This is a genomic window from Falsiroseomonas sp. E2-1-a20 (assembly GCF_051433195.1).
Lineage (GTDB): Bacteria > Pseudomonadota > Alphaproteobacteria > Acetobacterales > Acetobacteraceae > Falsiroseomonas.
In genome coordinates, this window is sequence record NZ_JBHMFT010000006.1 from 106,271 (window position 1) to 123,344 (window position 17,074).

13 protein-coding genes are annotated in these 17,074 nt (G+C 71.4%); 8 read left to right on the forward strand and 5 right to left on the reverse strand.

Annotated features, from left to right (window positions below; genetic code table 11):
• Nucleotides 1-33 precede the first annotated feature (33 nt).
• The 6 genes from ACFHPP_RS09885 to ACFHPP_RS09910 all read left to right on the forward strand — a co-directional run bounded on the left by ACFHPP_RS09885 (nt 34) and on the right by ACFHPP_RS09910 (nt 8,091).
• Nucleotides 34-1,677, forward strand: coding sequence for a hydantoinase B/oxoprolinase family protein (locus ACFHPP_RS09885; protein WP_437163100.1), 1,644 nt, complete (start codon nt 34-36; stop codon nt 1,675-1,677).
• Nucleotides 1,674-3,776, forward strand: coding sequence for a hydantoinase/oxoprolinase family protein (locus ACFHPP_RS09890; protein ID WP_437163101.1), 2,103 nt, complete (start codon nt 1,674-1,676; stop codon nt 3,774-3,776). The genes ACFHPP_RS09885 and ACFHPP_RS09890 overlap by 4 nt, the downstream gene beginning before the upstream one ends.
• A gap of 177 nt (nt 3,777-3,953) precedes the next feature.
• Nucleotides 3,954-4,925, forward strand: a complete 972-nt coding sequence (locus tag ACFHPP_RS09895) for a Bug family tripartite tricarboxylate transporter substrate binding protein (RefSeq protein WP_437163102.1) — start codon at nt 3,954-3,956, stop codon at nt 4,923-4,925.
• A gap of 13 nt (nt 4,926-4,938) precedes the next feature.
• Nucleotides 4,939-5,940, forward strand: a complete 1,002-nt coding sequence (locus ACFHPP_RS09900) for a Bug family tripartite tricarboxylate transporter substrate binding protein (protein WP_437163103.1) — start codon at nt 4,939-4,941, stop codon at nt 5,938-5,940.
• A 1-nt stretch (nt 5,941) separates the two neighbouring features.
• On the forward strand, nt 5,942-7,153 hold the full coding sequence (locus ACFHPP_RS09905; protein WP_437163104.1) for a pyridoxal phosphate-dependent aminotransferase: 1,212 nt from the start codon (nt 5,942-5,944) through the stop codon (nt 7,151-7,153).
• 86 nt (nt 7,154-7,239) lie between these two features.
• Nucleotides 7,240-8,091 carry a hypothetical protein gene (locus ACFHPP_RS09910; RefSeq protein WP_437163105.1) on the forward strand — a complete coding sequence of 284 codons (852 nt, stop codon included), beginning with the start codon at nt 7,240-7,242 and terminating at the stop codon, nt 8,089-8,091.
• Nucleotides 8,092-8,150: 59 nt separating this feature from the next.
• Here ACFHPP_RS09910 and ACFHPP_RS09915 read toward each other — a convergent pair whose 3' ends face one another.
• From ACFHPP_RS09915 to ACFHPP_RS09930, 4 genes are read right to left on the reverse strand one after another with little or no spacing between them, the layout of a single operon-like run.
• Nucleotides 8,151-9,110 carry a tripartite tricarboxylate transporter substrate binding protein gene (locus ACFHPP_RS09915; RefSeq protein ID WP_437163106.1) on the reverse strand — a complete coding sequence of 320 codons (960 nt, stop codon included), beginning with the start codon at nt 9,108-9,110 and terminating at the stop codon, nt 8,151-8,153.
• Between the two features lie 60 nt (nt 9,111-9,170).
• Nucleotides 9,171-10,076 carry a dioxygenase gene (locus ACFHPP_RS09920; protein WP_437163107.1) on the reverse strand — a complete coding sequence of 302 codons (906 nt, stop codon included), beginning with the start codon at nt 10,074-10,076 and terminating at the stop codon, nt 9,171-9,173.
• 53 nt (nt 10,077-10,129) lie between these two features.
• Nucleotides 10,130-11,116 carry a Bug family tripartite tricarboxylate transporter substrate binding protein gene (locus ACFHPP_RS09925; protein WP_437163108.1) on the reverse strand — a complete coding sequence of 329 codons (987 nt, stop codon included), beginning with the start codon at nt 11,114-11,116 and terminating at the stop codon, nt 10,130-10,132.
• Complete coding sequence (locus tag ACFHPP_RS09930; RefSeq protein WP_437163109.1) at nt 11,101-11,787, reverse strand: polysaccharide deacetylase family protein; 687 nt, start codon at nt 11,785-11,787, stop codon at nt 11,101-11,103. Before ACFHPP_RS09930 ends, ACFHPP_RS09925 begins: the two co-directional genes overlap by 16 nt.
• Before the next feature lie 172 nt (nt 11,788-11,959).
• On the opposite strand from ACFHPP_RS09930, the gene ACFHPP_RS09935 reads away from it, so the two are divergent.
• Nucleotides 11,960-13,000, forward strand: a complete 1,041-nt coding sequence (locus tag ACFHPP_RS09935; protein ID WP_437163110.1) for a 5-methyltetrahydropteroyltriglutamate--homocysteine methyltransferase — start codon at nt 11,960-11,962, stop codon at nt 12,998-13,000.
• Here the strand turns inward: ACFHPP_RS09935 and ACFHPP_RS09940 are convergent.
• Nucleotides 12,990-15,698 carry a cation-transporting P-type ATPase gene (locus ACFHPP_RS09940; RefSeq protein ID WP_437163111.1) on the reverse strand — a complete coding sequence of 903 codons (2,709 nt, stop codon included), beginning with the start codon at nt 15,696-15,698 and terminating at the stop codon, nt 12,990-12,992. The two genes, ACFHPP_RS09935 and ACFHPP_RS09940, sit on opposite strands and share 11 nt — an antisense overlap.
• Nucleotides 15,699-16,168: 470 nt before the next feature.
• Between ACFHPP_RS09940 and ACFHPP_RS09945 the strand changes: the two genes are divergently transcribed.
• Nucleotides 16,169-17,065 carry an MBL fold metallo-hydrolase gene (locus ACFHPP_RS09945; RefSeq protein WP_437163112.1) on the forward strand — a complete coding sequence of 299 codons (897 nt, stop codon included), beginning with the start codon at nt 16,169-16,171 and terminating at the stop codon, nt 17,063-17,065.
• Nucleotides 17,066-17,074: the final 9 nt, after the last annotated feature.

A 17,074-nucleotide genomic window follows, 5' to 3' on the forward strand; every position in this document is an offset into this window, starting at 1 on the left:
AGCGTTCCCCATCGCCCTGCCGGAGACAGCGCCTTGGACGAGTTCGACCCGATCACCCTCGAAGTCTATTGGAGCCGGCTGATCTCCATCGCCGACGAGGCCGCGACCGGCCTGCTGCGCACGGCGTTCTCGACCATCGTGCGCGAGTCCAACGACTACGCCACGGTGCTGATGGACCGGAACGGGGATTCGATTTCGGAGAATACCGGCGGCATCGCCTCCTTCTCCTGCATCCTGCCGAAGACGACCAAACACTTTCTCCAGCGCTTCCCGATCGAGACCTGGCAGCCGGGCGACTGCGTGATCACCAACGACCCCTTCCTGGCGACCGGGCACCTGCCGGACTTCACCGCGGTGTCGCCGATCTTCCATGGCGGGACGATCGTCGGCTTCGCGGGCTCCATCGCGCATTCGCCGGATGTCGGCGGCGCGCTGTGGTCGGCGGATTGCCGGGAGCTGTACGAGGAAGGCATCCGTATCCCGCCATCGCGGCTGTACCGGGCGGGCGAGCGGAACGCGGACCTGGTGGAGCTGCTCAGCGCCAATGTGCGCATCCCGGGCCCGGTCATGGGCGACCTGGAGGCGCAGGTGGTGGCGAACCAGGTGGCGGTGCGACGGCTGGCGGAGTTCCTGGACGACACCGGGCTGACGGACTTGCAGGGATTGTCGGAAGCGTTGCAGAGCCGCGCGGATTTGGCGATGCGCCGCGCCATCGCGGAGGTGCCGGACGGCACGTATGAGTCGGTGCTGGAGGCCGATGGCTTCGACGAGCAGGTGACGCGCATCGTCTGCCGCGTGACGGTGAGCGGCGAGACGATGCATATCGACTTCGCCGGCACCTCGCCGCAGATCGACCGCGGCATCAACTGCGTGATGAACTACACGCACGCCTATTCGGTCTACCCGGTGAAATGCGCGCTGGACCCCTTCACGCCGCGCAACGAGGGCAGCTACCGCGCCATCACCGTGGCGGCGCCGGAGGGCTCGATCCTCAACCCGCGATTCCCGGCGCCGTGCAGCGCGCGGCAGCTCACGGGGCATCTCCTGGCGGGGGCCATCTACAAGGCGCTGGCGGATGTGCTGCCGGATCGGGTCATGGCGGAATGCGGCGGGGCGCCGACGATGCGCGCGCTGTTCTCCGGCCTGGACCAGAACGGCGACCGCTTCTCCCAGGTGCTGTTCGCCAGCGGCGGCATGGGCGCCTGTCCGCATCGCGACGGGCTGCCAACCACGGCGTTTCCGACCAATGTCGGCGCCGGGTCGATCGAGGCGTATGAGAGCGTGGCGCCCCTGCTGGTCTGGCGGAAGCAGCTTCGGCCGGATTCGGGCGGCGCCGGACGGTTCCGCGGCGGGCTGGGCCAGGAAGCGGAGATTGAGGTGCGGACGCCGGCGGCGGTGCGGCTTTCGCTGCTGTCCGACCGGCGCGATCATCCGGCGCAGGGGTTGTTGGGCGGCGGGCCGGGCGCGCCGGCGGTGATCGAGATCGATGACGGCACCAGGCCGCACCCGAAATCCCGCACCGGCGTCGAGACCGGACGGCGCGTGACGCTGCTGTATCCCGGTGGCGGCGGCTTCGGCGATCCCAAGCTGCGTGATCCGGCGGCGGTGCGCGCGGATATCCGCGATGGCTACGTCACGGCGGAAGCCGCACTGCGCGACTACGGGGTGACGGCATGAGCGGCACGGCGCGCATAGGCGTGGATGTCGGCGGCACCTTCACCGACTTCGTGCTGCATGACCCGGCACGGAAGCTCGTCGCCACCGGCAAGCGGCTGACCACGCCGGACGATCCCAGCGAGGCGATCATCGCCGGCGTGGTCCGCCTGCTGGAGGAAACCGGGCTGTCGCCCGCCGACCTGCACAGCATCGTGCACGGCACCACGCTTGTGACCAACACCATCATCGAGCGCACCGGCGCCACCGTCGGCCTGCTGACCACCGCCGGGTTCCGCGACGTCATCGAGATCGGGCGCGAGACGCGCTACGATCTGTACGACCTGTACCTGGAAGCCCCGCCGAGCCTGGTGCCGCGGCACCGGCGGCTGGAGATTCCGGAACGCATCGACGTGCATGGCGCGACGCTGCTGCCGCTGGACGAAGACGCGGTGCGGGATGCGGTGACGCGGCTGGTGGTGGACGAAAAAATCGAGGCGCTGGCCATCGCCTTCCTGCACGCCTACCACGCCGACCGGCACGAGGTGCGCGCGGGCGAGATCGTGGCGGCGTTGTATCCCGGGCTGCCGCTGTCGCTGTCCTCCCGCGTCGCGCCGGAAATCCGGGAGTTCGAGCGCACCAGCACCGCCTGCGCCAACGCCTATGTGCAGCCGCTGATGCGCCGCTACCTCGACAAGCTGGAGGCGGATCTGGCCGCGCTCGGCTTCGCCGGGCGGCTGCATGTGATGCTGTCCGGCGGCGGCATCGCGGCGGTGCGGGATGCCAAGGAATTCCCCATTCGCCTGATCGAATCCGGCCCCGCGGCGGGCGCCATGGCGGCGTCCTTCCTGGCGCGGCTGGCGGGGGAGAACCACGTCGTCTCCTTCGACATGGGCGGCACCACGGCGAAGATGTGCCTGGTGGAGAATGCGTCGCCGGACCGGAAGTTCGACTTCGAGGCGGGCCGCGTGCGCCGCTTCCAGAAGGGCTCCGGCCTGCCGCTGAAGGTCTCGGTGGTGGACATGATCGAGATCGGTGCCGGCGGCGGCAGCATCTCCCGCGTCGATGCCGCCTCCGGCCTGATGAAGGTGGGGCCGCGCAGCGCCGGGGCGAAGCCGGGGCCGATCTGCTACGGGCGCGGCGGCACGGAACCGACGGTGACGGATGGCGACCTGGTGCTCGGGCGGCTGGATCCGAAATACTTCCTCGGCGGCGAGATGGCGCTGGACCCGGGCGCCGTGCGGCGCGCGATCGAGACGGGCATCGCCCAGAACCTCGGCGTGACGCATGACATGGCGGCGCTCGGCATCCGCCGCATCGTGGACGAGACGATGGCGGCGGCGACGCGCATGCATTTGGCGGAGAAGGGACGCGATCCGCGCCGCTACACGCTGATCGCCTTCGGCGGCGCGGGCCCGGTGCATTCCTACGACCTGGCGCGGTTGCTGAAGATGAAGCGGATGCTGGTGCCGCTGGGTGCCGGTGTCGCCTCGGCGCTCGGCTTCCTGGTCGCGCCGCCGGCGACCGACCTGGTGCGCAGCCATGTCGGGCGGCTGGAGCGGCTGGACTGGGACCACGTGAATGGCCTGCTGGCGCAGATGGCCGAGGAAGGCCGCGCACTTCTGCAGGAGACCGGCGCCGACCCGGACAGCATCACCGCCCTGCCCGCCGCCGACATGCGCCATGTCGGCCAGGGCTTCGAGATTCCGGTGAAGCTGCCGGCGATGAAGCTCACGGCCGGTGACCTGCCGGCGATCCGCGAAAGCTTCTTCGCCAGCTACCGGGAACGCTTCGGCCGCGCGCTGACCGACCTGCCGATCGAGGCGCTGTCCTGGCGCGTCGCCTGCCTCGCCCCCGGCCGCGACATCCAGCTCGCCGAGGTCGCCAACACCGCGACCGACTCCTTCACCGATGCCACCCAGGCACGGCGCGGGGTGCGGGAGGTGCTGTTCGAGGGCGCGGGGTGGCTGCCCTGCCAGGTCTATGACCGCTACGCCCTGGCTCCCGGCGCCAGCTTCACCGGCCCGGCGCTGGTGGAGGAACGCGAATCCACCTGCGTCATCGGGCCGGATGCCCGGGTTTCGGTCGATGCGTTCCGGAATCTGGTCGTCGAACTGCCCTGAGGGGGCCGCTGAAAGCCCTCTCCACCCACAAGGGGGGAGAGGGCTTTTCCGCCGTTCTTCTGCGGCCTGCTTGGGGCATAGTGAAAAGGTGGCGCCACCAAGAAGCGCCACCGACAGGGACTGCGCAGGCAGCACGGCAACATCACCGCCGCACGCGGCGACAAAGGAGACCGGACCATGGCGACACGTCGTTCCCTTCTGGCAGCCGGCCTCGCGCTGCCGGCGCTACGCAGCGCCGGGGCGCAGGAAGTGTTTCCCTCGCGCCCGGTCACCTTGGTGATTCCCTGGGCGGCGGGCGGTTCCACCGACACGCTCGGCCGGCTGCTGGCGCAGACCATGGCGGTGGACCTCGGCCAGCCGGTGGTGGTGGAGAATCGTGGTGGCGCCTCGGGCACCGTGGGCCACGGCCATGTCGCCCGCGCGCGGCCGGATGGCTACACCTTCCTGCTCGGCACCAACAGCACCTATGCCATCGCGCCGCATTTGATGCGCAGCCTGCCCTATGACAACCGCGCCGCCTTCACCGGGCTCAGCCTGGTGGCGCGCAGTGCGCAGGCGCTGTGCGTGCATCCCTCGGTGCCGGTGAACAGCGTGGCGGAGCTGATCGCCTACGCGAAGTCGAAGCCGGGCGAGGTGACCTTCTCCTCCGCCGGCATCGGCGCCAGCAGCCACCTGGCGACGGAGCTGTTGCAGGCCAAGGCCGGCATCCGGCTGCTGCATGTGCCCTATCGCGGCGGCGGCCCTTCCGCGCAGGGCCTGCTGGCCGGGGAGGTGGCGATGTCCTTCGTCGACCTGGTCACCGCCCTGCCCTTCCGCCCGACCGGCCAGCTGAAGCTGCTCGGCGTCAGCACGGCGGAGCGTTCGCAGCTGGCGTCGGACGTGCCGACGCTGGCGGAGGCGGGCGTGCCCGGCTTCGCATCCTCCACCGACGTCATCATGCTGCTGCCGGCCGGCACGCCGGCACCCATCGTCACGCGGCTTTCGGCCTCGCTGCAAAAGGCGCTGGCGGATGCGGAGACGCGCCGCAAGATCATCGGGCTGGGGATCGAGCCGATCGGCAGCACTCCGGCGGAGCTGGACCGCTACTGGACGGAGGAGCTGGCCAAGTGGGGCGAGATCATCCGCAGCCAGAATATTTCACTCGGCTGAAGGAGTTTCCGCCATGCTCACCCGTCGCCTCGCCCTCGCAGGGCTGGCCACCGCACCCTTTGCCCCGGTCTGGACGCAAGCCTGGGCGCAGGGGCCTGGCTGGCCGGAACGGGTGATCAGCTTCACCATCCCCTTCCCCGCCGGCGGGTCCGCGGACCTGCTGGCGCGGCTGGTGGCGGACCGCATGGCGCCGCTGCTGGGTGTGGGGGCGCGCATGGTGGTGGAGAACCGCGCCGGCGCGGGTGGCACCATCGGCAGCGACCATGTGCGGCGGCAGCCGGCGGATGGCCACGCCATCCTGCTCGCCACGCCCTCCACCCACGGCACCGTGCCGGCCTTGCAGCCGGACACCACGCCCTATGACCCGATCGCGGATTTCACCGCCATCGCGGTGCTGGGCCGGGCGCCGATCGCGCTGGCGGTGCCCAACGCCTCCCCGCACCGCGACCCGCAATCCTTGATCGCGGCGCTGCGGGCCAACCCGGGCCAGGCGAGCTGGGGCAGTTCGGGGTCGGGCAGCGTCGGGCATCTGGCGGGCGAGTTGATGAACCTGTCGGCTGGCGGGCTGCGCGCCGAGCACATCCCCTATCGCGGTGGCGCCCCACTGGTGGAGGCGCTGACCAAGGGCGAGGTGCAGTATGGCTGGGAACCGCTGGGCTCGCTGGCCGCGGCGGCGCGGGACGGGCTGTTCCGCATCATCGGCATGGGCACGGCGCAGCGCCACCCGCTGTTCCCGGACGTGGCCACGATGCAGGAGGCCGGGCTGGACGGCTTCGCGGCGAGCACCTGGAACGTCATGCTCGGGCCGAAGGGGATGCCGGCAGCCGTGGTGGAAAGGCTGAACGCGACGGCGAACCAGGTGCTGGCGATGCCGGATGTGCGGGCGCGGCTGGCCACCGCCGGCATCGATGCCGTCAGCGACAGCACGCCCGCCACGACGGCCGCCTTCGTGGCCGGTGAGTTCGCGAAATTCAAGGACATCGTCGCCCGTGCGCGGCTGAGCCTGGCGCGCTGAGATGAGCGATACGTCGATCATCGCGGACCGGCTGAACCGCATCCAGCCTTCGCTCACCACCGCCATGCGCCAGCGTGCCCAGGCGCTGAAGGCGGAGGGGCGCGACGTGCTGGCGATATCCTCCGGCGAGCCGGATTTCGACACGCCGCAGCACATCAAGGACGCGGCCATCGCCGCCATCCAGGCCAACCAGACGCGCTATACCGATATCTCCGGCACGCTGGCCCTTCGCCGGGCCGTGGCGGCAAAATTCAAGCGGGACAACGGGCTGGACTACGCGCCGGAGGAGATCCTGGTCGGCACCGGCGGCAAGCAGGTGATCTACGATGCGCTGATCGCCACCATCAACGCCGGCGACGAGGTCATCATCCCGACGCCCTGCTGGGTGTCCTACCCGGATATCGTGGGGCTGGCCGATGGCACGCCGGTGCTGCTGCCCTGCGGCCCGAACCAGGGCTTCAAGCTGGCGCCGGAGCAATTGGAAGCGGCGATCACGACGCGCACCAAGTGGCTCATCGTCAACACGCCGTCGAACCCCACCGGCGCCACCTATTCCGACGAGGAACTGCGCGGGCTGTGCGACGTGCTGCTGCGCCACCCGCAGGTCCACATCCTGACCGACGACATCTACGAGAAGCTGATCTTCGACGGTCGCCGCTTCGCCACCTTCGCGCAGGTCGAACCCCGCCTGCGCGACCGCACGCTGACGATGAACGGCTGTTCCAAGGCCTATGCGATGACCGGCTGGCGCATCGGCTTCGGCGGCGCGCCGCGCCACATCATCAAGGCGATGGACAAGCTGCAGGGCCAGAGCACCTCCAACACCTGCTCCATCGCCCAGGCCGCCGCGGTGGCGGCGCTGGAGGGACCGCAGGAGGCGACGGAGGCGATGCGCCAGGTCTACGAGGCGCGCCGCGACCGCGTCGTCGCCGCGCTGAACGCGACGCCGCATCTGCGCTGCCACCTGCCGGAAGGCGCCTTCTACGCCTTCCCGGACATGACGGCCTGCATCGGCCGCACCACCGCCGCCGGCACGCGGATCGGGAATGACTGGGACTTCGTGCTGGCACTGCTGTCGGAGGCCGGGGTCGCGACGGTGCAGGGTTCGGCCTTCATGTTCCCGGGCCATTTCCGCATCAGCTTCGCCGCCGCCGACGCGCTGCTCGACGATGCCTGCCGCCGCATCCGCGGCTTCTGCGAGGCGCTGCGCTGAGGGCGTGAAGCGGGTGAAACCCGTCCGGCCTCGACGCCTGTGTCCGGCGGTGCGACGGTCCTGCCGGAAACCGGCAGGAGATAGCCTTGGGCGCGTTCAGACTGGCCGTCATCGGCGGCGCCATCCTGGCCCTCGGCGCCGGGTGCGCCGCCCCGGGCGCGCTGGCGCCCGCCGCCCCGGCCCGCTCGGTTGCGGCCGATCCGCAGGATAGCTGCGGCCCGCAGGTGGTGGTGTTCGTCTCGGCAGGAGACCTGTTCGGCACGCCGCCGCGCCGGTCCGGCCCGCCCTCCGCGGAGGAACTGGCCGCGGAGCTGGCGCGCGAAAATGCGGCGCTGGAGCGATTGCAGATCGCCTTCGACGCGCTGCTGTATTGCCGCTGGACGGAGGTGCGGGTGATCCGGGCGGACGCCGGCTCCGGCGCCTTCCCGGCCGCCGAGCTGCCGCAACGGCTGGGTGCGGCGGAAGGACGGCTGCGCCGGGATGTGGACCAGGCCCGGCAGACGCGCGAGCGGATTGCCGCCCGCAGCGCGCGGATCGAACAGGCGGTGGAGGCGGCCTCGCCCGGCACGCGGGCAGCCCTGGCCGCGGCGCGGGCGCCGCAGGCCGGAACCACGCGGGCGGTCGCGTCGGCAGCCGTGCCGCTGCGGGCGCGGCCGGATGGCACGGCGCCGGTGGTCGCGACGTTGGAGGCGGGGCGGGATGTGGGCCTGCGCCGGGCCGCGGGCGGCTTCGTGCTGGCGGATGCGGGCGGCGGTGTCTCGGGCTACGCGCCCGGCACCGCCTTCACCGTGCAGGCCGCGATTCCGGACAGCGCGCCGGAGGGCGTCGGGCGCCTGCGCAGCCTGGCGGCGACCAACCTCGCCCGGCGCGATGCCTTCGCGCAGAGCGTGGAACTGGCCAGCCGCTCCGGCGTGCAGGGCTTCGAGCCGGGCGGCTGACGCCTGCCAGAGGCGCATTTTCCGAGCCGCCCGGCGTGCACGCCGGGCTTGAAGATGCTCTACCGGTTGATGGTCAGGCCGCGCAGCAGCCCGGCCTTCTGTTCCACGTCGGTCTGCACCCGGCGCGTGAAGTCGGCGGCGCCGAGGTAGAAGTTCGTCGGCTGCGAGCCGGTGCGGGCCGCGGCGCGGTAGCTGTCCCCGGCGGCGGCGGCGGCGCAGGCGGCCTCGATGCGGGCGATGCGGTCCGGCGGCGTGGCGGCCGGCGCGAACAGGCCGCCGAAGCTGGCCGGCGAGACGTCGAAGCCCTGCTCGACGGCGGTCGCTGAATTCGGGAAGTCCGGGTGGCGCTGGGTGTCGAAGACGGCCAGCACGCGCAGGTCGTCACGGCCGGCGGCGGAGCCGAGCACGATGGAGCCGACCTCGATCCGGCCCGCCAGCACTTCCGTCATCACCATCGCATCGGCGCGGTAGGGCACGTGCTCCACCTCGACACCCGCCGTCTGCGCCCATTGCACCATGGCGAGGTGCGGGATGGAGGTGACGCCGAGGGTGCCGTAGGTGACCTGCCCCGGCCGGGCCCGCGCCGCCGCCTGGAGATCGCCCAGGGTGCGGATCGGGCTGTCCGGCTTCACGATCAGCGCCATGGAGTTGTTGAAGACCTGGCAGATCGGCCGGAAGGAATTGGCCTGCAGGCCGGAAGTCGGCTGGATCACCGGCAGCACGGAGGCGACCAGCGCCGGCACGAACAGCAGCGTGTAGCCATCCGGCGCCGAGCGCGCCACGGAGGCCGAGCCGACGGAGCCCGCCGCGCCGTCGCGGTTCAGCACGACGACGGACTGGCCGAGATGCGGCGTCATCGCCGCGCCGAGCGCGCGGACCAGCAGGTCGATGGCGTTGCCGGGCGGATAGGGCAGGACGACCTGGACGGCCCGGGTCGGGAAGGCTTCCTGCGCCTGCCCGGCCGCCGGGACGGCCAGGGTCAGCGCGGCCGCGGCGGCCATCATTGCACGTCGGAACATCGGTGGTCGTCCTCCCAGACTGGTTCAGGCACTTTGCGTGTCCTGGTTGCGTGCGGCGGCTCAGCCGGCGGGCATGAGCCTCGATGGGTCGGAGCCGACCCGCCCGCCTTCCGTGTCGGCGTCGCGCGACAGGGTGAAGTCGTAGCGGATGCCCGGCAGGCCCTGCACGGGCGCATCCGGCAGGTCGTCGCGCGCGGTGATCACCAGGGATTGCGAGACGCCGAACACCGTGTCGCTGTCCACATGCGCGTCGTCGCCGAAATACAGGGCCGTCACCAGTTCCCGATGCCCGGGCGCCGCGACCAGGACGTGGATATGCGCCGGGCGGAAGCCGTGCCGGTGCTGCTGCCGCACCAGCTCCCCCACCGGGCCGTCCATCGGGATCGAGTAGCCGATCGGCTTCACGGTGCGGAAGTGGAAGCGGCCCGCATCGTCGCAGCGCAGCTGGCCGCGCATGTCCATCACCGAGGGGTCGTGCGCCTGGAGGTCGTACTGGCCTTCCGCATCGGTCTGCCAGACATCGATGACCGCATGCGGCACGCCCTGGCCGTTGGTGTCGGTCACCTGGCCGAAGATCTGGATCTCCGGCCCGCCGGCGATGCGGGCGATGCTGCCGCCGAGTTCGACCTTGGGCGCATCCTCGCGGAAGAACGGGCCGAGCAGGCTGGTCTCGGTGCCGGTGGCCTCGCGGCCCTTGGTGTCGTGCATCACGTTGACCAGCCGGGACAGGCCGAGCACGTCGGACAGCAGGATGAACTCCTGCCGGTAGGGCGTGCAGGCCTGGCCGACGGCGGTCATGAAGGCGATGCCCTTCAGCCATTCGTCAGGCGTCAGGTTCACGTCGCGGGCGAAGGCGTGCAGGTGGCGCACGGCCGCCTCCATGATCTCGCGCATGCGCGGATCGGGGGTGGTCGCCATCTGCTCGATGACGGCGTCGGTGATCCCGTTGACGTCGAGGTCCTGCATCGCATCCTCCTGCCCCTGCGGGCGATCGATTGTTCCTGTTGGTGGAAGCCTGATCAGTTGGGCTCGATGCCGGCCTCGCGGATGATGTCGCGCCACTTGGCGACCTCGGTGCGGGTCCGTTCGGCCAGGTCTTCCGGCGTGCCGCCCAGCGGTTCCACGCCCTGGTTGCGCAGCGTCGCCAGCGAGTCCGGCCGGCGCAGCCAATCGTTCGTCGCCGCGTTGATCCGGTCCACCACCTCCCGCGGTGCGCCGGCCGGCAGGTAGATGGCCCACCAGCCTTCCACCACGAAGTCGCGCAGGCCGAGTTCCTGCATGGTCGGGATCTGCGGCAGCGTGGTGGTGCGCCGTGCGGCGGTCAGGCCAAGCACGCGCAGCCGGCCATCCTGCACATGCTGCATCAGCGGCAGGTAGTGGTAGAACATGGCGTCGACCTGGCCGGACAGCAGGTCCGTCACCGCCTGCGCGCCGCTGCGATAGGGCACATGCACGGTCTTCACCCCGCCGCGCAGGTCGACCAGCGCCTGGGACAGGTGCCCGGTGGTGCCGTTGCCGGCGGAGGCGAAGGTCAGCGGCCGGTCGCGCCGGCGGGCGAGGTCCAGGAACCCCGCGAAATCCGCGGCACCCAGTTCGGGCCGCACCGCCAGCACCACCGGAGCGGTGACGAAGGGCACCACCGGGGTGAAGTCGCGCACCGGGTCGTAGCCCTGGTCGCGGTAGAGGCTGGCATTGACGCCATGCGTGCCGCTGGTGCCGAGCACCAGGGTGTAGCCATCCGGCCGTTCCCGCGCCACCGCGGCGACGCCGATGTTGCCGCCTGCGCCGCTGCGGTTGTCCACCACCACGCTCTGGCCCAGCACCTGCGTCAGGTGGTTGGCGATCGCCCGGCCGAACAGGTCCGTGGTCGTGCCGGCGGCGAAGGGCACCACCAGGCGCAGCGGCCGCGCCGGCCAGGCCTGCGCCCGCGCCGGGCCGGCGGCCAGGCCAATGCCGGCCAGGGTGCCCATGGCCAGCGAACGCCGGTCGATCATGCTGCGGACCATGCAAAGTCTCCTTGTGCCGTATCCGGCATCGTCGTGGCCGGGAGGCGTGAGGTGGGGATGCCGCGGCGCATCGCCACGCAGTCCTCGGGGAAATCCTGCCGGAAGGTCGCCCCGGCCTCCGCGAGGCGGCCCAGGAAGGCGTCGAGGTGGCGCATCGCGCCGCCGGGCAGGTCGTGCAGCACCAGCAGCGGCCGCGGCTGCGCCAGGCACTGCGCCAGGGCGATGTCCGGCCAGCCATCCGGGTCGCGCCAGTCGCCGGGCACCGCCGACCACAGCACCACGGTGTGGCGATGTGCCACCAGGTGGTCGCGTGCCTCCACGCTCAGCAGATGCGGGCCAAGCCGGCCGCCGCCGCCCACCGGGCGGAACAGGCGGTCCGGATGGGACAGCGGGCCGAGCAGGGCCTGGGTGCGGCCGATCTCGGCCTCGGCATGGCCAGGGTCGCGGCGGTCGCCCAGCGGCCCGGCATGGGTGAAGCTGTGGTTGCCGAGCCAGTGCCCCTCCGCCCGCGCGCGCGCCGCCAACGCGTATCGGGCCGGGTCGGCCAGCTTGGCGCCGATGACGAAGAAGCTGGCCTGGATGCGGCGGCGCGCCAGCACGTCCAGGACATGCGGCGTCACCTCGGGCTCGGGCCCGTTGTCGAAGCTGAGCGTGACCTCGGGTGCTGTCATGCCACCCGGCCTCAATCCCCGAAAACCAGCATGTTCCGCTCCATCCCGGCCGCAGATTTTCCCGATAAAATGCGCTTGTCAATCTGTTTTACCGCTATTGTCGGACGCAGTCCGGCACGCCATCCTCCGCCCGACCCCACGATCCGCTGGCAGCGGGAAGGACAGATTCGCCATGGCCGAGACCACGACCCTGCTGCCGACCACCGTCGTCGGCAGCTACCCGCAGCCCGACTGGCTGGTGAACCACGCCGTGCTGGCGAAGAACGTCGTGCCGCGCGTGCGCATGCGTGAGATCTGGCGGGTGGGCGAGGATGTGCTGGAAGGCGCGCAGGACGATGCGACGCTGATCGCCATCCGCGACATGGAACGCGCCGGGATCGACATCATCACCGATGGCGAGATGCGGCGCGAAAGCTATTCCAACCGCTTCGCCCTGGCGCTGGACGGCGTCGATGTCGACACGCCCGCCGAGGTGATGGGCCGGGCTGGTAGGATGACCAAGGTGCCGCGCATCACCGGCCCGATCCGCCGGCGCCATGCGGTGGAGGTGCGCGACGTGGAGTTCCTGCGCGCCAACACCGACCGCCGCATCAAGATCACCCTGCCGGGTCCCTTCACCCTGTCGATGCAGGCGGAGGACGAGTACTACAACGACGACGAGGCCGTCGCGATGGCCTATGCCGAGGTGGTGGCCGAGGAAGCGCGCGACCTGCGCGCGGCCGGCGCCGACGTGATCCAGATCGACGAGCCCTGGCTGCAGGCACGGCCGGACCAGGCGAAGCGCTACGGCGTGCGGGCGATCAACCGCGCGCTCCAGGGCGTATCGGGGCCGACGGTGGTGCATCTGTGCTTCGGCTACGCGGCGGTCGTGCAGGACAAGCCCTCGGGCTATTCCTTCCTGCCGCAGCTCGCCGATTCCATCGCCGAGCAGATCTCGATCGAGGCGGCGCAGCCCAGGCTCGACCTCGGCATCCTGTCCGACCTGTCGAACAAGACCATCATGCTGGGCGTGCTGGATCTCGGCAGCCATGAGGTGGAGACGGCGGAGACGGTGGCGGCGCGGATCCGGGCCGGGCTGCGGCACGTGCCGGCGGAGCGGCTGGTGGCGGCGCCGGATTGCGGCATGAAGTACATGCCGCGCGCCCGGGCCTTCGGCAAGCTGAAGGCGCTGGCGGACGGCGCCGCCATCGTCCGCCGCGAACTTACCGGCTGAAGTGGCGGCGCCGGATCGCCTTCTCGGCCTCCAGGATCAGCATCAGCAGCAGGCCGAGCGCCAGGATCGGCAGGCCGTTCGCCACCGGGTCGAGCGGCCGCGTCGCGAACAGCCGTTGCAGCGGCGGCGCGTAGGTGAAGGCGAGTTGCAGGACCACCACCGCGCCGACGCCGATCAGCACCGCGCGAGTCCCGAGCGCGCCGCGCCAGGTGAAGGAGGTGCCGGCCTGGAAGCGCACGCTGAACAGGTAGGCGATCTCCATCACCACCAGGGCGTTCACCACCGCCGTGCGCGCTGCCTCCACCGGCAGGCCGCGCCACGCGGACCAGGCGAAGATGCCGAAGGCGCCGAGGGTGAACAGCACCGAGACGAAGGCCACCCGCCAGACCACGAAGCCGGACAGCAGCGGCTCCCGCGCGGCGCGCGGCAGGCGGCGCATGATGTCGGCCTCGGCCGGCTCGAAGGCGAGCACGAGGCCGAGCGTCGTCGCGGTCACCATGTTGATCCACAGGATCTGCACCGGCGTCATCGGCAGTGTCAGGCCGAGCAGGATGGCGGCGATGATGGTCAGCGCCTCGCCGCCATTGGTGGGCAGGGTCCAGGCGATCACCTTCTGCACGTTGTCGTAGACGTTGCGGCCTTCCCGCACGGCGGCGGCGATGGTGGCGAAGTTGTCGTCGGCCAGCACCATCTCGGCCGCTTCCTTCGCGGCCTCGGTGCCCTTGCGGCCCATGGCGACGCCGACATCGGCGCGCTTCAGCGCCGGCGCGTCGTTCACGCCATCGCCGGTCATCGCCACCACCGCGCCCTCGGCCTGCAGGGCCTCGACCAGGCGCAGCTTGTGCTCGGGGCTGGTGCGGGCGAAGACGTCACTGTCCCGCGCCCGGGCGCGCAGTGCCGCATCGTCCAGCGCGTCCAGTTCCGCCCCGGTCACCACCACGCCAGCGCCGCGCAGCCCGACTTGGCGGGCGATGGCGCCGGCCGTCGCGGCATGGTCGCCGGTGATCATCTTCACGCGGATGCCGGCGGCCTGGCAGTCCGCCACCGCCGCAACCGCTTCCTCCCGCGGCGGATCGATCAGGCCGACCAGGCCCAGCAGGACCAGGTCGTGTTCCACGGCGTGCGGCGGCAGTTCCGCGGTGCCGTGCGGCAACTCGCGGGTGGCCAGCGCGATGACGCGCATGCCGCCAGCGGCCAGCGCCTCCGCACGCGCCTGCCAGGCAGCGCGGTCCAGCGGCTCCGCGCCCGCCACGCCCTGCTGCCGGTCGCACATCTCCAGCAGCCGCTCCGGCGCGCCCTTCACGCAGACGAAGGCATGGCCGTGCCCGCCATGCAGGGTGGCCATGAAGCGGTGGCGGGCATCGAAGGGAATCTCGTCCCGGCGCGGCAGGCGGATGCGCACCGCCTCCGGCGATTCGCCGGCCCGCGCAGCAAAGGCGAGCAGCGCGCCCTCCATCGGGTCGCCATCCACCAGCCAACCGGCTTCCGGGTCATCCCGCAGCGCGGCGTCGTTGCACAGCGCGGCGGCGCGGGCCAGCGCCGCCAGGATCGGCGCCGCCTCCGCGTCCGGCGCCTCGCCATCCCGTGTCACCGCACCCTGCGGCGCGTAGCCTTTGCCGGAGACGCCGAAGCGGCCGGCGGCGGTTTCCACGGCGGCGACGGCCATCTCGTTGCGGGTCAGCGTGCCGGTCTTGTCGGAACAGATGACGGAGACGGCGCCGAGCGTCTCCACCGCCGGCAGGCGGCGGATGATGGCGTTGCGCGCCGCCATGCGCCGCACGCCGATCGCCAGCGCGATGGTCAGCACGGCGGGAAGCCCTTCCGGGATCGCGGCCACCGCGATGCCGACCACGGCCATGAAGGCGTCCTCCGCGCCGTAGCCGCGCAGCAGCAGGGCGACCGCGAAGACCAGGGCCGAGAGGCCCAGGATCACGAAGGTCAGGCGGCGCGCGAAAGCATCCATCTGGCGCAGCAGCGGCGTGGTGAGTTGCTGGACATCGCCGATCATGCCGCTGATTCGGCCCAACTCCGTCGCAGCGCCGGTGCGGACCACCAGGCCGGTGCCGCTGCCGGCCGCGACCAGCGTGCCGGAGAAGGCCATCGAGGCGCGGTCGCCGAGCGGCGCCTCGGCCGGTGCGGGATCGAGCGACTTCTCCACAGGGACGGATTCGCCGGTCAGGGCGGCTTCCTCGATCCGCAGGCCGCGCGCCCGCATCAGGCGCAGGTCGGCCGGCACCCGGTCTCCGGCTTCCAGCAGCACGAGGTCGCCGGGCACCACCGCCGCCGCGTCGATGGTCAGCCGCCGCCCGTCGCGCAGCACGGAGGCGTGCGGCGTCAGCATGCCGCGGATCGCCTCCAGCGCCTGCTCCGCGCGGCCTTCCTGCACGAAGCCGACGACGGCGTTCACCAGGGCGACGCCGAGGATGACCGCGGCATCCAGCGCGTGCCCGAGCAGCGCCGTAACCGCCGCGGCGGCCAGCAAGACGTAGATGAGCAGGTTGGAAAATTGCGCCAGGAAGCGGCGCAGGGCGCTGCGCGGGGCGCCGGCGGGCAATCGGTTCGGCCCATGCTCGGCCAGACGCTGCGCGGCTTCCCCGGCGCCGAGGCCTTCGGAGCGGGAGGCAAGGCGGGCCAATGCCGCCTCGGCGGTGACGGCATGCCAGGGCGTGTCGTCCCCGGGGGTCGGGCGGTCCTGCATCAGGCCGCGCAGCGCCCGGAATGAGCCGGGATCCGGTCCTGGGTGATGAAGATGGCGATGGACAAAGGCGGCTCCTTCCCCGGCTCCACTGAACCGCAGATTGACCGGACAACGCCACCGCAGCCATGACCTGGGTCAACGGTGACGCCGCTCCGTAGGTTCGGCGCGGCGAGCCACGCGCTTTGCCTGGGCAGCCGCCCGCGCCTTCCTGTCGCCTGGCTGTTGCGTCGGTCGGCGGCGGCCCGGTCAGATCCATACGCAAGGGCAGGCAACGCAACGGCCCCGGTTCCCCGATTTTTTGGAACCGCGGCGGGTTCGGAGTGTTGAGCGGAGGCGCTCGTCATCTTTTCAGCCCGAAAAGGCGCAGCGGGAATGGTGAGACCGACCGCCGGAAGCAGCCCGCCGATGCCGAACCTGCCCGCGACCCCGAACCGCGCCAGCGCCGCCACCTCGGAGCACCTCAACCGACCATGTCCCAATCGCCCCACCCCCCCGTCGTGACCGGCTTCTTCCACGGGGAGACGAGCAGCATCGCCTATGTCTGCGCCGATCCCGCCACACGGCGCTGCGCGGTGATCGACCCCGTGCTCGACTTCGACCGCAATGCGCGCGCCACCTATTGCGACTTCGCCGACCGTATGCTCGCCTTTGTGCGCGAGGGTGGGCTGGAGGTGGAGTGGATCCTGGACACCCACCCGCACGCCGACCACTTCTCCGCCGCGCCCTATCTGAAGGGGCGGCTCGGCGCGCCGATCGCCATCGGCGCCTGCGTCGTCAACGTGCAGCGCATCTGGAAGGAGATCTACAACCTCCCGGATTTCCCCGCGGACGGGTCGCAGTGGGATCGCCTGTTCGCGGATGGCGAGCGGTTCCGGGTGGGCGACCTGGAGGCGGAGGTGCTGTTCACGCCGGGCCACACCGCGGCCTCCATCGCCTATCGCATCGGCGACGCGGCCTTCGTGCACGACACGCTGTTCATGCCGGATGGCGGCACGGCGCGGGCCGATTTTCCCGGTGGGAACGCAGAGGCGCAGTGGCGGTCGATCCGCCGCCTGCTCGACCTGCCGCCGGCGACGCGACTCTTCACCGGGCACGACTACCAGCCGGGTGGCCGCGAACCGCGCTGGGAGTCAACGGTCGCGCAGCATCGCGCCCACAACATCCACGTCCACGACGGCGTGACGGAGGCGGAGTTCGTGCGCAGGCGCCGCGGGCGCGATGCCGACCTGCCGCTGCCGGCGCTGATGCTGGATGCTTTGCAGGTGAACATGCGCGGCGGGCGACTTCCGGAGCCGGAGGCGAACGGCACCTCCTATCTCAAGATCCCGCTCAACCGCTTCCCGCCGCGGCGTCGGTCCGAGGGCTGACGCAGACGG

What these genes read in the sequence shown, in the direction of transcription:
- ACFHPP_RS09905 (WP_437163104.1), top strand. Translation starts at nt 5,942, where the DNA reads ATGAGCGATACGTCGATCATCGCGGACCGGCTGAACCGCATCCAGCCT.
- ACFHPP_RS09945 (WP_437163112.1), top strand. Translation starts at nt 16,169, where the DNA reads ATGTCCCAATCGCCCCACCCCCCCGTCGTGACCGGCTTCTTCCACGGG.
- ACFHPP_RS09930 (WP_437163109.1), bottom strand. Translation starts at nt 11,787, where the DNA reads ATGACAGCACCCGAGGTCACGCTCAGCTTCGACAACGGGCCCGAGCCC.
- ACFHPP_RS09915 (WP_437163106.1), bottom strand. Translation starts at nt 9,110, where the DNA reads ATGTTCCGACGTGCAATGATGGCCGCCGCGGCCGCGCTGACCCTGGCC.
- ACFHPP_RS09890 (WP_437163101.1), top strand. Translation starts at nt 1,674, where the DNA reads ATGAGCGGCACGGCGCGCATAGGCGTGGATGTCGGCGGCACCTTCACC.
- ACFHPP_RS09900 (WP_437163103.1), top strand. Translation starts at nt 4,939, where the DNA reads ATGCTCACCCGTCGCCTCGCCCTCGCAGGGCTGGCCACCGCACCCTTT.
- ACFHPP_RS09940 (WP_437163111.1), bottom strand. Translation starts at nt 15,698, where the DNA reads ATGCAGGACCGCCCGACCCCCGGGGACGACACGCCCTGGCATGCCGTC.
- ACFHPP_RS09935 (WP_437163110.1), top strand. Translation starts at nt 11,960, where the DNA reads ATGGCCGAGACCACGACCCTGCTGCCGACCACCGTCGTCGGCAGCTAC.
- ACFHPP_RS09920 (WP_437163107.1), bottom strand. Translation starts at nt 10,076, where the DNA reads ATGCAGGACCTCGACGTCAACGGGATCACCGACGCCGTCATCGAGCAG.
- ACFHPP_RS09925 (WP_437163108.1), bottom strand. Translation starts at nt 11,116, where the DNA reads ATGGTCCGCAGCATGATCGACCGGCGTTCGCTGGCCATGGGCACCCTG.
- ACFHPP_RS09895 (WP_437163102.1), top strand. Translation starts at nt 3,954, where the DNA reads ATGGCGACACGTCGTTCCCTTCTGGCAGCCGGCCTCGCGCTGCCGGCG.